This is a genomic window from Rhodococcus sp. NyZ502, assembly GCF_041464245.1.
GTDB classification, from domain to species: Bacteria; Actinomycetota; Actinomycetes; order Mycobacteriales; family Mycobacteriaceae; genus Rhodococcus_F; species Rhodococcus_F qingshengii.
Map to the genome: position 1 here is coordinate 1,984,397 of NZ_CP167155.1, position 13,735 is coordinate 1,998,131.

15 protein-coding genes are annotated in these 13,735 nt (G+C 60.5%); 6 read left to right on the top strand and 9 right to left on the bottom strand.

Annotated features, from left to right (window positions below):
- Window positions 1–78: 78 nt before the first annotated feature.
- The 4 genes from ACBG85_RS09195 to ACBG85_RS09210 form a co-directional block, all read right to left on the bottom strand.
- On the bottom strand, window positions 79–1,116 hold the full coding sequence (locus ACBG85_RS09195) for an alpha/beta hydrolase family protein (RefSeq protein ID WP_058039005.1): 1,038 nt from the start codon (window positions 1,114–1,116) through the stop codon (window positions 79–81).
- A gap of 118 nt (window positions 1,117–1,234) precedes the next feature.
- Window positions 1,235–2,095: an ABC transporter permease gene (locus ACBG85_RS09200; protein ID WP_058039006.1), complete on the bottom strand. Its 861-nt coding sequence runs from the start codon at window positions 2,093–2,095 to the stop codon at window positions 1,235–1,237.
- Window positions 2,092–2,955, bottom strand: coding sequence for an ABC transporter permease (locus ACBG85_RS09205; protein WP_054781949.1), 864 nt, complete (start codon window positions 2,953–2,955; stop codon window positions 2,092–2,094). The genes ACBG85_RS09200 and ACBG85_RS09205 overlap by 4 nt, the downstream gene beginning before the upstream one ends.
- Window positions 2,952–3,923: a daunorubicin resistance protein DrrA family ABC transporter ATP-binding protein gene (locus tag ACBG85_RS09210; protein ID WP_020969036.1), complete on the bottom strand. Its 972-nt coding sequence runs from the start codon at window positions 3,921–3,923 to the stop codon at window positions 2,952–2,954. Before ACBG85_RS09210 ends, ACBG85_RS09205 begins: the two co-directional genes overlap by 4 nt.
- A 404-nt stretch (window positions 3,924–4,327) precedes the next feature.
- Here ACBG85_RS09210 and ACBG85_RS09215 point away from each other — a divergent pair, with 404 nt between their 5' ends.
- Window positions 4,328–5,185, top strand: a complete 858-nt coding sequence (locus ACBG85_RS09215) for a glycosyltransferase family 2 protein (protein WP_064073940.1) — start codon at window positions 4,328–4,330, stop codon at window positions 5,183–5,185.
- 121 nt (window positions 5,186–5,306) lie between these two features.
- Here ACBG85_RS09215 and ACBG85_RS09220 read toward each other — a convergent pair whose 3' ends face one another.
- From ACBG85_RS09220 to ACBG85_RS09240, 5 genes are all read right to left on the bottom strand, one after another.
- Complete coding sequence (locus tag ACBG85_RS09220; protein WP_209908057.1) at window positions 5,307–6,284, bottom strand: diiron oxygenase; 978 nt, start codon at window positions 6,282–6,284, stop codon at window positions 5,307–5,309.
- Between the two features lie 6 nt (window positions 6,285–6,290).
- Entirely contained in the window at window positions 6,291–7,169 is an 879-nt protein-coding gene (locus tag ACBG85_RS09225) for a prephenate dehydrogenase dimerization domain-containing protein (protein ID WP_214514505.1), read from the bottom strand.
- Window positions 7,170–7,177: 8 nt separating this feature from the next.
- On the bottom strand, window positions 7,178–9,262 hold the full coding sequence (pabB, locus tag ACBG85_RS09230; RefSeq protein WP_214514504.1) for an aminodeoxychorismate synthase component I: 2,085 nt from the start codon (window positions 9,260–9,262) through the stop codon (window positions 7,178–7,180).
- On the bottom strand, window positions 9,259–9,783 hold the full coding sequence (locus ACBG85_RS09235; protein WP_042922406.1) for a chorismate mutase family protein: 525 nt from the start codon (window positions 9,781–9,783) through the stop codon (window positions 9,259–9,261). Before ACBG85_RS09235 ends, pabB begins: the two co-directional genes overlap by 4 nt.
- Window positions 9,784–9,868: 85 nt before the next feature.
- Window positions 9,869–10,345, bottom strand: a complete 477-nt coding sequence (locus tag ACBG85_RS09240) for a hotdog fold domain-containing protein (RefSeq protein ID WP_003940943.1) — start codon at window positions 10,343–10,345, stop codon at window positions 9,869–9,871.
- Between the two features lie 552 nt (window positions 10,346–10,897).
- Here ACBG85_RS09240 and rpsJ point away from each other — a divergent pair.
- From rpsJ to rplB, 5 genes are read left to right on the top strand one after another with little or no spacing between them, the layout of a single operon-like run.
- Entirely contained in the window at window positions 10,898–11,203 is a 306-nt protein-coding gene (gene rpsJ, locus ACBG85_RS09245) for a 30S ribosomal protein S10 (RefSeq protein ID WP_003938093.1), read from the top strand.
- Between the two features lie 17 nt (window positions 11,204–11,220).
- Window positions 11,221–11,877 (top strand): 50S ribosomal protein L3, encoded by a 657-nt coding sequence (rplC, locus tag ACBG85_RS09250; RefSeq protein WP_003940826.1) that lies wholly within the window; start codon window positions 11,221–11,223, stop codon window positions 11,875–11,877.
- The gene (rplD, locus tag ACBG85_RS09255) at window positions 11,874–12,548 is read left to right on the top strand and encodes a 50S ribosomal protein L4 (RefSeq protein ID WP_003940723.1); all 675 of its coding nucleotides are present in this window, start codon (window positions 11,874–11,876) and stop codon (window positions 12,546–12,548) included. Before rplC ends, rplD begins: the two co-directional genes overlap by 4 nt.
- On the top strand, window positions 12,545–12,850 hold the full coding sequence (rplW, locus tag ACBG85_RS09260; RefSeq protein WP_003940990.1) for a 50S ribosomal protein L23: 306 nt from the start codon (window positions 12,545–12,547) through the stop codon (window positions 12,848–12,850). The genes rplD and rplW overlap by 4 nt, the downstream gene beginning before the upstream one ends.
- Window positions 12,851–12,889: 39 nt before the next feature.
- A complete protein-coding gene (gene rplB / locus ACBG85_RS09265; RefSeq protein WP_003940895.1) occupies window positions 12,890–13,726 on the top strand; it encodes a 50S ribosomal protein L2 in 837 nt (278 codons plus the stop codon).
- Window positions 13,727–13,735: the final 9 nt, after the last annotated feature.

Here is a 13,735-nt window from a genome sequence, read left to right on the forward strand (position 1 = left end):
TGAACCGCACCGCTGATTCCTCCTATGAAGCTAATCGGTGCCTCGTGCTGGAGTTGAAGCCAGCACGAGGCACTTGAATCAGACGCCCAGAGACTGTGCGATGAATGGCCAGGACTTGTGTAGATCGTCTTGCCAGTAGCCCCATGAATGGGTACCTGTTGGTCGGAAATCCACTACTGCCGGAATATTCAGTTCGAAGAGCCGCTTCGCCATGTTGGAGGTACACAGGTTGGTTGCAAGCTCGATCGGACTGCCGACAACGATCTGGTCGAACATCGCAGCGCGGCCGTCCTGGATGCGCGGATTAGCAGGGGTGTCATTGGGGAAACCGGGGAGCCCGCTGCCGGTGCTCATGTAAATCTGTGTGCCACGCAGCTTCTCAGCGTTCACAAGGGGGTCGTGTTCCCGCCAACCGGGGCCGTCGAACGGACCCCACATGTTCTGCACGTCGTCAACGCCGCCGATCCACTCCGTGGTGGTCTTGACGAACTGCTGGCCGAGCGGATCGCTGGTCTGAGCACACCCGCTGAATGCGGCAACGGAGTTGTAAAAACCTGGGTACTCGATCGCCAGGTTGAGCACAGAAGTACCCGACATCGAGATTGCTGCAATCGACTGTTCGCCATTGCTGCCAAGTTGCTTGTTCAGCAACGGGGGGAGCTCCTTACCCAGAAAAGTGCTCCACATGTTCTTACCAAGTTTCGGGTCTTCCTTCTGCCAGTCGGTGTAGTACGACAGGCGTCCACCAACTGGCGTCGCGACGTTGACGTTCTTGTCCTGGAAGAAGTCGACGACATCGGTCTGGTACTCCCAAGTAGCGGAATCTTGTCCACCACCGGCTCCGTTGAGCAAGTACAGGATGGGACGGGGCGCGGAGTCATCGGCAGGAGTAATGACCTGAATTGGAACAACGCGGTCCATCGACGCCGCGTATACATTCACGATCTTTTGGCGATCGTTCACTTGCTCGACTGAGACGACGTAAGAACCACTCGTGACGGGCTCCACCGAATCTCCGCCGCCCTGGTGAGTGACAGGCGACGCAGTTGCGATACCGGCCGGAACCAGAGCGCACACCATCGTCACCGCGGCGACACCGGTAGCGCGCCTCCACATGGACTGCCTTGTACGCGTCAAGTTAGATACCTCTCGTTGCGTGGCACGGGTACATCGATGCTCATCCCTGGTGCCACTTGTTTCTCGAACTGTGAAGTCGGTTTGCGGTCTGTATTCGTTACGACATCGCCGCGGCGCGTCGGTATCCCCGAATTGCTGGGTAGACGAAGACCAGAATCATGCCGATGGACCAGATCAGCGTCTTGACGAGGGGTTCCGCCACAGGACCGCCCAACGACAGCCCTCTCATCGTGTCGATAGCGACGGACATCGGTTGCTCTGCCACCACTGGTTGAAGCCACTTCGGGTAGGCCATCACAGGGACGAATCCGGAATTGAAGAACATCAATAGTGTGCACGAGATGGATACGATTTCGACGAGCGGCAAGTTGTCGGAGACAGTGGCCAGGGCCGTCACCATCATGGCAAAACCGACGCCGAAAATGACGGGCAACGCCAAGATCGCGAAGGCCGCCAGCGGACCTTGATTGAATCGGAACCCCAGCAGATAGCCGACGCCGAGAATCACGATTGACGTGAGAAGAACTCGGACTGCTTCTGCGATCATGCGTCCGACGAGACTCGAGGCGCGATGCGCGGGGAGCGTCCAGAATCGACTCAGCAGTCCGGACGCGCGTTCACCTTTGAGGCCGACGGCGCTCGCAATCGACCCGAACATAGCGCCTACGAGGATGATCAGTGGAACTGTCCCGAAAATACTCGACTGGCCGGTTGCTGCTGTAATCGAATTGCCCAATACGACCCGGAACATGAGCAACATGAATGCTGGGTATATGAGGGCTTGAATGGCCGTCGACGGATCTCGCAGCCAGGTGAGCAGCAGGCGTTTAGCCTGAATCCCACTGTGCACGACCAGCGCCTTGAACGAGTTCTCGGGGAGCGCTTTATCCGGGTAAGGGAAGTTGAACCCCTCGACCGGGCGGACTACAGCCATGAATCGATCTGTCGGTTCGTTCATGACCGCCTCATACTTGCCCAGAACGCGAGTGGCGCGAACACGACGATCAACCCGATAGTCCACGCAACGACGGGAAACAGGACGCTCCAGGTGACTCCGCCTTGTGCAAGATCACGCATGGCGAATGAAAACTGCGATACCGGTTGATTGCGTACAAACGGCCGAATCCACTCGGGAAAGCCGGTCTCGGGCGCAAAACCGCAGGACAACATCCCCAGAATCAACTGTGGCAATGTCAGCGCTTGACTGGTGGCCTGCGGGCTCTTCGACAATGAGCCGATGGCGTCACCAGCGAAGGACAGGCAGGTGCTGAACGCCAGGGCGACAGCGCAGAACAAGACGGCCTGCCCGACTCCGGCTGAGAATCGAAAACCGATCAAGTGGCCGAACGCCAATGCGGCAGCAAGCGAGACTGTTGATCTGACGAACCCACTGGATTGACGGGACAGCAGCGGGATCGGGCCGACGACCGGCATGGTTTTCATCCGGTTGCTGAAGCCGGTGATCGATTCGGTCGAAGACATTTGAGCAGCCGAGATCGATGTGAATGCCATCGCCTGCAGGACAATGATCGGCATCAAGAACTGCGCGTAGTTGATCCCTTGAAGTTGCATGACGAACTTCAAGGGAAGGTAGAACCCGATCGTGAAGATCAGCGGTGCGATGACTGCAACGAGCAGCTCATAGCGCTTGACCATCGATTTGACGGTGCGTGCAGTCAGCACCCACCACTGATTGATCGCTGATGGATGCGGTCGGCGGTGCTTTCCAACGCTTAAAGCCTCGGGGACTGCAATCTTGCTGCGACTTTCCCCGCGGACAGTCACTTGATCGACCCCGAATTTTGTAGTTGTCGTCACGGCGTCTCGCTTACGTGCTGTTCACCTGTGAGTGAAAGAAAGACGTCATCGAGTGACGGGCGACGGAGCGCGATGTCTGCAAGCGGAATCCGTGCGTGGTCCAGACGACGCAGCGCTTCGGAGAGGGTTCCTGCGCCGACAGGTGCGGGGATAGCGATGCGACCGCTTTCTTGTGCCAGATCGAATCTGAAGTCGCGGGGGACCAGATTGCCCAGGGCATGGACCGCATGAGGCAGCTGTTTGAGATCTGCGGGCACAATCTCGCAGAAGCTTGCGCCGGTTCGCGCCTTCAGTTGGTCAGCAGTCCCCTCAGCAATGACTGCGCCTTTGTCGATGACGATGATGTTGTCGCTCAGTAAATCTGCCTCTTCGAGGTACTGAGTTGTCAGGAGCACGGTGATTCCCTGCTCCTTCAGTGACTGGACCAGCGACCAGACGCTCTGCCGACTGCGCGGATCCAAGCCGGTGGTCGGCTCGTCGAGGAAAACGACCTCGGGGCGAACAACCAGGCCACACGCGATATCGATTCGTCGGCGCATACCGCCGGAGTAGTTCCTCACTACTCGAGATCCTGCTTCGACGAGGTCGAATTGAGAGAGCAGGTCGGCAGCGCGCACCTTCGCCGACATTCGGTCGAGACCCATCAACCTGCCGAACAGTTCGATGTTCTCCCGGCCGGTGAGTGAATCGTCCAGGGCGGCGAACTGCCCGGTCATCATGATGGAGCGTCGAACCTCGGGAGCATTGCGCACTACGTCGTAGCCAGCCACCATCGCGCGTCCACTGGTGGGACGAATGAGCGTGGAGAGGACCTTCACCGTCGTCGTCTTGCCTGCGCCGTTGGGACCTAAGATGCCGAGCACTGTCCCACGTGGGGCGGTGAAGTTGATCCCTCGCAGCGCGTGCACGTTCTTGAAGGACTTGTGTACGTCCTCCACTAGTACCGCTGCGTCCGTGGAAAAGGGCATCAACACTCCGCTGTCTGCATTGTCGGAACGGGCACGCGCTCCCGACGGGCGCACAGATGCCTTCTGTCTTCTATCCGTGATCTCCGCTCAGATGTTACCGGAGGGTCAAACCGACACTCGGGCAATCGGACGCGTGAGAGGGAGTATGTGGCTCCTGCCAGCAACTCTCACCTTCGATTTCACCTTGTGGCAAGAATCACAAATATTCTTTGTAACGTAAAGATCTCTTCTAATTGAACGAATGACCAAATAGATTTTCAGCGCATCTGCGCAGGTGGGTATTCGGTTGCGCGGACCGGAGGTCTTTGATTTGACCGGTGACGAAAGTCCCCCGATTCCTTCCGGTTGGTCCCCTGGGCCCGCTGCTCGATGTCTTGTGGAGAGATTCGCGATACCGTTGGGAAATGGCGAACGCGACGTTGTCGGTGGTTGTTCCGGCTTTTAATGAATCTGAATACATCGAAACGTGCATCGAAGCGCTCATTGCTCAAGGTGAATATGTCGACGAAATCATCATCGTTGACAATAATTCCTCGGACAACACTTCCGAGTTGATCGAGAAGTATCAAAGTAGTTGTCCCAAGGTTCGGCTTCTCAAAGAATCCCGCCCCGGGGTGGTGCATGCGAGAAACAAAGGGTTTGACGCGGCGAGTGGAGAAATTATCGGACGTATCGACGCGGATACGATCGTGGGGGAAGACTGGGCCGTTGCGGTTCACGAATTCTTCGAGCGTCGCGACGATTTCTCGGGCGTAACTGGCCTGACTTACCTTTATGAATCTCCGATCGCCGGCCTTCAGCGCCGATGGACGAATTGGCGACTCGGTCGCGGGGCTCAGGGGGCGGTTCGGCCCGTTGTTGCAGTTCCAGGCAGTAACATGGCGATGCGTCGGTCGGCTTGGTTGGCCGTTAGGGGTGCGGTCAGCGATCGAACCGACATTCATGAGGATATCGATCTATCCCTCTGCATGGCGCATGTTCGTTGCGCAGTGGGGCAGATCTCGAGCATGGCCGCAAAGGTTTCGGGTAGACGTGGGGTTAGTTCGCCGCGAGTGTATGCACGATATAATCGAGCATCGAAGAAAACCCTCGAGCATCATGGTGTATCGAATTGGAAGTTAACATTCTTGATTGCAGCAGACAGTATTCTGCATGCAATCTTGTGGCCTCTTTATCGAATTTATGACAAGGATTCCGGACAACTCTCGTCTCGGGTCTTGGGTCGGAGGCAGCGGGCGCGGGATCTTCCCGTCTTTTCTTGATAAATCCGTCCGGTATTTATTCGAGAACGCTCGTGTCTAGCTGAAAAATCGGGAGTGCCCGATAATTGCGGACTATTGCTGGTTCTCGTTCGTTGCGAACTATTTCTTTTATTGCACGGGATTAACTGGCAGAATATTCATCTGCAGCGATTGTTACTTCTGGTGTAACTTGTAGCTTTTGGAACAGGGACGTTATTCCACTGTAGTCCTGCACGAACAGTTCGTTGTGCGGTTCCAATGCGACATCGTCGAGCATCTTCCGTCCTCCAGGTATGGCTTCAATTTCCATGATTGCTCGCCACGCGCCGAAGTCGGTCCCGCTGAACGCATGCATTGCGTCCTCGAAACCTTCGAGTAGATAGCTGCGATCTCCACCACCCAGGGAATCCCAGACCAGGACGGCTAATTCCCCGGCAATCGAGGCATGGCAGTACTCGTCGCGAGCGTGCAACCGGATTGTCGCGCGGTTGATCGACTGAACGCCCGGGTCGTCCGAGATGAGGTCGAGGTATGCGGTGATCGACACCTCGGCGACGGTCATGAACGCCAACTGTGTCAGGGCGATCTTGCGAGGCCCCTCGGCTGCGTCGAGAGCTTGCGCCCGCGTGCGGACCGTCAGGACGTCTGGCAGTGCCTTCGCCGGCAGCCCCCAGCCCCTGCCTCGACGGGTCGCTGAACTGGCATTGAAGTGCATGAGCGTGTGATATTGCTCGTCGACCATCGCCTGATTGACGGCCACTGCAGCCCAATCTCCGAGACCGACGCCGAGTCGGTCTTCGGCGAGAACGTCGAAGCCGGGATTGACGACGTACTTCTCGATGTCCATGACGTTCTTGTTGAACGCGATCCATGCCCAGGCTTGCAGGCGTTGCTTCTGCTCGGGGCTCAATGCCAGGTAGGTCGGATGCTCCGCGAACGGGAGAAGTGCTTCGGGGTAGTCGGACAACGACGAATCGAAGAGATCGTCCAGTTCCGGCTCCGCCTTCTTCACGGTTGCCCGGCGCGCCCAGTTGCTCGCAAGGCGGCGGACGATTGCACTCTCGACCGGATCCGAGGCGTCGTACTCCGGGAGGCTGGGCGGACTCACTCCGGGTCTCATCGTTCCCTACTCTCTGTGCCCTTCGGCAATGCGATCGAACAAGCTCTGGCACTCCGCGTTCAATTCGCCGGAGTGATCGTCGAGCGCTGCCTCGGCGGTTTTCATCAGCGTCGTGAAGTCGCCGAGCGTCTCGGCCGCCGTGTCCACCTGTGAGGTGGCATCAAACAGTGCTTTTCGTGTCGCACCTGCATGCGGATTGCCCGCTTGTACGTCCCAGTACACCTCCGGTTCGCCGCCGGCTATCCGCGCCAGGAGCGCGAGCAAGGTCCGATGCGGGGGAGGGGCGACCGCGATGAGTTCGTCCGCGGAAACTCCGAGTTCGGCCAGGGCAACGCCGAAAGCCAGCACCGACGCGTGTGTCAGAACCTGGGTGGCCGCAGCCAACCGGTCGTGACGATCGGCGTCCATCACCGCGACCGACGCTCCCCACGAGCGCACGATGTCGAGGAATCTGTCGGACTGCGGACCGCCGACGTACGGCACTGCGATGACGGCCCGACCGCGTGGCCCGAGCGACGGACGGAACATGGGGTTGAGTCCGAGGAATTCCCCTTCTCGGCCGGCGTCGGCGATTGCTGCGTCCATCCGCGATTTGACCGACAGTGTGTCCACAACGAGAGCGCCGGATGTCCGAAGGCTCGGTAGTGCGGCTAGAGCGACCTGTTCGGGAACCGCGAGCACGATGATGCGCGAGGACTCCACGTGCGCGAGGACTTGCTCACTGGGTTTCGTGATGTCTCCGACGACTACATCTCCGTCGGGATCGCTGCCTGCTGGGTCGACGACGGTGACGGTCGACCCCCCGGCGCGAAGCAGTTCGACGAACATGGATCCGACGGCACCCAGCCCGCCGACAACCGTCGCTGTGCCTGATGACGCCGTCATGGCTGGATCTACCCGCCGTACTCGAGGACCCGCGAGGACACCGCGTCGAGCGCACGGAGCAGCGTGGACGCCTTGACCGTGGTCTCGTCGAATTCTTCTTCCGGATCGGACAACGCTGTGATGGCACCGCCGATTCCGAAGGTCACGCCGCTCGCGGTGCAGACCAGCGACCGGATCACGATCGAGAGGTCCGCGGCGCCACCGAGCGCGAAGTACCCGATCGATCCCGAGTAGACCCCACGTGGGCCTGATTCGAGGCGGTCGATGATCTCCATCGTCCGTACCTTCGGGGCGCCGGTCATCGATCCACCGGGGAACGCGGCACGCACACAGTCCACCGCCGACGACCCCGGACTCAGATGTCCGCGCACCGTCGACACCATTTGGTGAACGGACGAGTACGACTCGATCGCGAACAGCCTCGGAACGTGGACACTTCCCGGAACGCAGACCTTGGTGAGGTCGTTGCGGGTGAGGTCCACGATCATCAGGTTCTCGGCGCGGTCCTTCTCGCTGTCGAGCAGGTCCTGCCGTAGGGCAGCATCACGCGCTCGGGTGACGCCGCGCGGGCGGGTCCCTTTGATCGGCTTGGACTCGACGTTGCCGGCCGAGTCGACACGAAGGAACCGCTCAGGCGAGGCCGAGACCACCGAGATGCCGGTGAAGTCGAGAAGTGCGCTGTACGGCGTCGGATTGATCGAGCGCAGATACTCGAACGCCTGCTGTGCATCGATCGTCTCGTCGACGCTCGCCATGTTGGTCAGACACACCTCGTAGGACTCACCCGCCCGGATCTCCGAGAGGGCCGTTCCGATCAACGACAGGTACTGATCGCGATCATGCCGAAGGCGAGCCTGCGTCCAGACGGTGTCGCTGATCAGCGGAACCGGGGTGCGTTCCGGAAGGTCCGCGCCGATCCGCGCCAGGGTGTCGACGGTCGATTCGAGCCAATCGTCATAGCCGGCGTCCCGGACTTTCTCGCGCAACCTCAAAACGTGAGTGCGGCCCGCGGTGTGATCGATGACGACGGCGCGATCGGCAAACACCAGAGCGGCATCAGGAGTGGGTGCCGGATGGACTGCCCTTCCTCCGGTCTGTGCTTTCAGTTCGTAGCCGAGGTAGCCCACGTAGCCGAGGTTGAAGTCGAGTTCCGGATGTGAGGGCACGAAGCGCGTCGCGAGTTGTGCGTCCAAGTAATCGAAGAACGGAACTCGAATGTGCTCGTCGGACAAGCCTTTTCGGCTGACAGTCAGTACCTCGGCTTGCACGTCGTACGTGATGAACTCGGCCAGCGGCCCCGACGAATCGCCGAGAATCGAAAAGCGCGCACTCGGCTCTGCGGTTGCCGCGCGGTCCAGCCAGAACGCGTTCGGGCCGTCGGCGAACAGTGCTGCATAGGCCGCCGACGGGTCCACTGCAAAATCGAGAATCACGTCGTCGACGTCGTAGTTGATCGCCGGCCGCAGGTCGGGTGTTTGCGGAACAGGTTCGGGTCGGATCACCGAATCCAGAGTGCGTCCGACGGACAGATCGCGGAAGTTCGCGAGCAAATCTATGCCGAACTCGGTGCTGATGGACTCCGGATGGAACTGAACTCCCCACATCGGCTTGGTCCGGTGCCGGACACCCATGAGCAGACCGTCGGACGTCCACGCGGTACGAACGAAGGCGTTCGGCAGATTCTCGACGGTCAACGAGTGGTAGCGAACAGCTCGGAACGGCGACGGAAGTCCGGCAAAAATGCCCGAGCCGTCGTGATCGATCAGCGAAATTCGGCCGTGCATCGGTACGGGCGCAACCACCACGTCCGCGCCGAACAACTCGCACAGGCCCTGGTGGCCGAGACAGACACCGAGAAGTGGGAGAGGCGCTTCTTCGATGAAACGGCGGCTGATTCCGAAATCACGGTCGCGATCCGGCCGGCCGGGACCTGGGGAGATGACCACGTTGTCGTACGACGCGAGATCGAGGGAATCCCAATCCGCGTCGTTGCGGACCACGATCGGCACAACCCCGTTGACCTCGGTCAACAGGGTGAACAGGTTGTAGGTGAACGAGTCGTAATTGTCCACCAGAAGGGTGCGGGAACTCATGTCGATGATCCTGATCTCGGTCCGACGGATTCCCGAACAGTGTCCTCCTCCTCAACAGGTGCGTTGATCACCAGGTCTTCGAGTCGACAGGTCTCGGCAATCATCAGCTCGTACAGGGCGTTGAAGAAGTCAGGAGAGAGGTCGTGTCTACGAGCGAATTCACGCGCCCGCTCCTGCACGACGCGCACGCGGCCGGGTTGCATCATCGGAACCTCGCGGGAGCGCTTCCACTCGCCGATGCGCAGGCAGAGTTCCAGCCGCTGCCGCACCGTCTCGAGAAGTAGAGCGTCGATGGCGTCGAGGTCGCGCCGGAAGCTGTCCAATCCCTCGGCCTCGTCCGGATACGACGAGGTCTGCGTGCCTGCTTCGGAACTCGTTGTGGTCAAGAACTCTTCCACGAGGCCTCCCGGTGCTCGGCGTGACGCGAGGTCGACAATGTGGTGCCCGGAACGCAACCCACCTCCGGACACCGGCACCCCGACCGACCATCGCCGTTCGGGGAGGTGTTCCACGATCGTCATTCGCCGAAACCTGCGGTGGTGCCTAATTCTGCGAAACCTGTTTGGCGGGCGAATCAGGTTGCGATGCAGGCGGGTTCGTGAGTGCCTACTTGGGGGAGACCCAGGTGGTGATTTCGGCGTGGACTACTTCCTTGCCGCCCCGGTCGAAGATCGAGATGGGAACGAGAAGTTCCGTGCCACTCTCGATCGCCGCGAAGTCCGGCAAAGTCTCGAGTCGGGCGACCGCCCGCAGGCCGGTCTCGGCCTTGGCGAGGTAGTCGACCTTCATCGACTTGGGGATCCAGCGGTGGGAGTTCGGAACCGTCGCTTCGCTCAGCATGCCCATCGCGACCTCCGCGAGGTTGCAGGCAGCGATCGCGTGGAAAGTGCCGAGATGATTGTGGACGCCCCACCATTTGGGGGAGCGGACCTCGCAGAGCCCTGGTTCCAACTTGGTCACCCGGGGGAGAACAGAGGCGAAATAGGGCACGCGAATGGACATCGCCGCCGAGAAAACTGCATGTCCGAGGGCGTTGTCCGGCAATTTCTGCCATCCGCGATAGGTAGGGCTGGAGGTAGTCATAGGCGTATCTTACTTCTGAGTAAGGTTGTTGTCGCGCAGCTCACTCGGAAATGGCAGTTCGGGGGAGTTGAGGATTTGGGCCAGGTACGGCATACTGGTCGGGTTGCCTTGTCCGGGACGCGGTCGATTGCGGCCGTGATCGGGTAAGGGTAAGACGTCACAGACGATCGATCGCAGATCCCGTCAGGGTAATCGGGTCAACGACTGTGACCATGCAAGACGAGAAGTAATGCAGGACGGAAGCAGTACCTACTTTGTGTTCGACATCGAACACGTCCGGTACGCATCACGCGCCAGATAATCGAAAGATTGTCCGGCGCAGGATGAGTGAGAAGGCGACACGCCCGACCGCGTGTACCGGAGAACAATGACAAACGAACAGCGGCAGCAGATCCTGATCTCGATCCGAATCTCGGTACTCCCGAGAACTTGGACTTGGTCCCGATCGCTTCAGTGTTCGTCGTGTCATCGTCCAGGCAAGGACTGTGCAGACGAGGTAGCTCGAGCCTGACCAGGCGGGCTACGAAACGCGGCAAGAAAAGGACACTAAGCGTGGCGGGACAAAAGATCCGCATCAGGCTCAAGGCCTACGACCACGAGGCGATCGACGCGTCAGCGCGCAAGATCGTCGAGACGGTAACCCGTACGGGTGCCCGCGTCGTTGGACCTGTGCCGTTGCCGACCGAGAAGAACGTATATTGCGTCATCCGCTCGCCGCACAAGTACAAGGACTCGCGCGAGCACTTCGAGATGCGTACTCACAAGCGGCTGATCGACATTCTCGACCCGACGCCGAAGACGGTTGACGCGCTCATGCGCATCGACCTTCCGGCCAGTGTCGACGTGAACATTCAGTGACGGCGGAGACAAAAACAATGACTGATACCAAGATCAAGGGAATCCTGGGCACCAAGCTCGGCATGACCCAGGTCTTCGACGAGAACAACCGGGTTGTCCCGGTCACCGTCGTGAAGGCTGGGCCGAACGTCGTAACCCAGATCCGTACCGAAGAGCGTGACGGCTACAGCGCCGTTCAGCTCGCGTTCGGCGCCATCGACCCGCGCAAGGTGAACAAGCCGACTTCCGGCCAGTTCACCAAGGCTGGTGTGACCCCGCGTCGCCACGTAGTGGAGCTCCGCGTTGCGGACACCTCCGACTACGAGGTCGGCCAGGAGCTCACCGCCGAGGTCTTCGAGGACGGCGCATACGTCGACGTCACCGGAACCAGCAAGGGCAAGGGCTTCGCCGGAACCATGAAGCGTCACGGCTTCAAGGGACAGGGCGCGTCGCACGGTACCCAGGCTGTTCACCGCCGCCCGGGCTCCATCGGTGGCTGTGCAACTCCCGGCCGCGTGTTCAAGGGCATGCGCATGTCCGGACGCATGGGTAGCGACCGCATCACGACGCAGAACCTCTCGGTCCACAAGGTGGATGCAGAGAACGGCCTGCTGCTGATCAAGGGTGCGATCCCCGGCCGCAAGGGCGGCCTCGTGATCGTCAAGAGTGCAGTGAAGGGTGGTGCACGGGCATGACCAGCACCGAGACCAAGTTGACCCTGGACGTCAAGGTCGCCGGCGGCAAGACCAACGGCACCGTCGATCTCCCCGCTGAGATCTTCGACGCTCCGGCCAACATCGCGCTTCTCCATCAGGTTGTCGTCGCGCAGCTCGCAGCTGCTCGTCAGGGAACCCACTCCACCAAGACCCGCGGCGACGTCCGCGGCGGTGGCAAGAAGCCGTACCGCCAGAAGGGCACCGGCCGCGCACGCCAGGGCTCGACTCGCGCACCGCAGTTCGTCGGCGGCGGAACCGTTCACGGCCCGCAGCCGCGTGACTACAGCCAGCGCACCCCCAAGAAGATGAAGGCAGCCGCTCTTCGCGGAGCCCTCTCTGACCGCGCACGCAACGAGCGCATCCACGTCATCACCGAACTGGTTGCAGGGCAGACGCCTTCGACCAAGGGCGCAATCGCGTTCCTCGGCGAGATTTCGGATCGCAAGAAGCTGCTGCTCGTCGTGGGTCGCCAGGATGTAGCCGCTTGGAAGAGCGTGCAGAACCTGGAAGGCGTGCATCCCATTGCACCCGACCAGCTCAACACCTACGACGTGCTCAATGCAGACGATGTCGTGTTCAGCGTCGAGGCACTCAACGCGTTCATCCACGGGCCCGCAGAGAGCGCTCAGAACAAGGAGGACGCCAAGTGAGCACCATCGCTGACCCCCGCGACATCCTGCTCGCTCCGGTCATCTCCGAGAAGTCCTACGGACTGATCGAGGAAGGCACCTACACCTTCCTGGTGCACCCGGACTCGAACAAGACGCAGATCAAGATTGCCGTCGAGAAGGTCTTCGGCGTCAAGGTGACCAGCGTCAACACCGCCAACCGTCAGGGCAAGCGTAAGCGGACCCGATTCGGTTACGGCAAGCGCAAGGACACCAAGCGCGCGCTCGTGACCCTGTCCGCTGACAGCAAGCCCATCGAGATCTTCGGAGGACCGGTCGCGTAAGCGCCGGGACTTGACGAGACATAGAGGACGAGAAGACTCATGGCAATCCGTAAGTACAAGCCGACAACACCGGGCCGTCGTGGCTCGAGCGTCTCGGACTTCGCCGAGATCACTCGGTCGACCCCCGAGAAGTCGCTGGTTCGCCCGCTGCACGGTCGCGGTGGACGTAACGCACACGGTCGTATCACCACCCGTCACAAGGGTGGCGGACACAAGCGTGCATACCGACTGATCGATTTCCGTCGCAACGACAAGGACGGCATCCCGGCAAAGGTCGCTCACATCGAGTACGACCCCAACCGCACAGCAAACATCGCACTCCTGCATTACGCAGACGGTGAGAAGCGCTACATCATCGCCCCCAAGGGCCTGGTGCAGGGTTCACCGGTCGAGTCCGGTGCAGGCGCCGACATCAAGCCGGGCAACAACCTGCCGCTGCGCAACATCCCGACTGGTACCACCATCCACGGTGTGGAACTGCGTCCCGGCGGCGGAGCCAAGATGGCTCGTTCCGCAGGCGCCAGCATCCAGCTCCTCGGTAAGGAAGGCAGCTACGCCACGCTGCGTATGCCTTCCGGTGAAATCCGTCGCGTCGACGTGCGCTGCCGCGCATCCGTCGGCGAGGTCGGCAACGCCGAGCAGTCGAACATCAACTGGGGCAAGGCCGGCCGTATGCGTTGGAAGGGCAAGCGCCCGACCGTTCGTGGTGTCGTGATGAACCCGGTCGACCACCCGCACGGTGGCGGCGAGGGCAAGACCTCAGGTGGACGCCACCCGGTCAGCCCGTGGGGTAAGCCTGAAGGCCGTACCCGCAAGAACAAGGCAAGCGACAAGATGATCGTCCGTCGCCGCCGCACCGGCAAGAACAAGCGCTAGGAGGGAGTG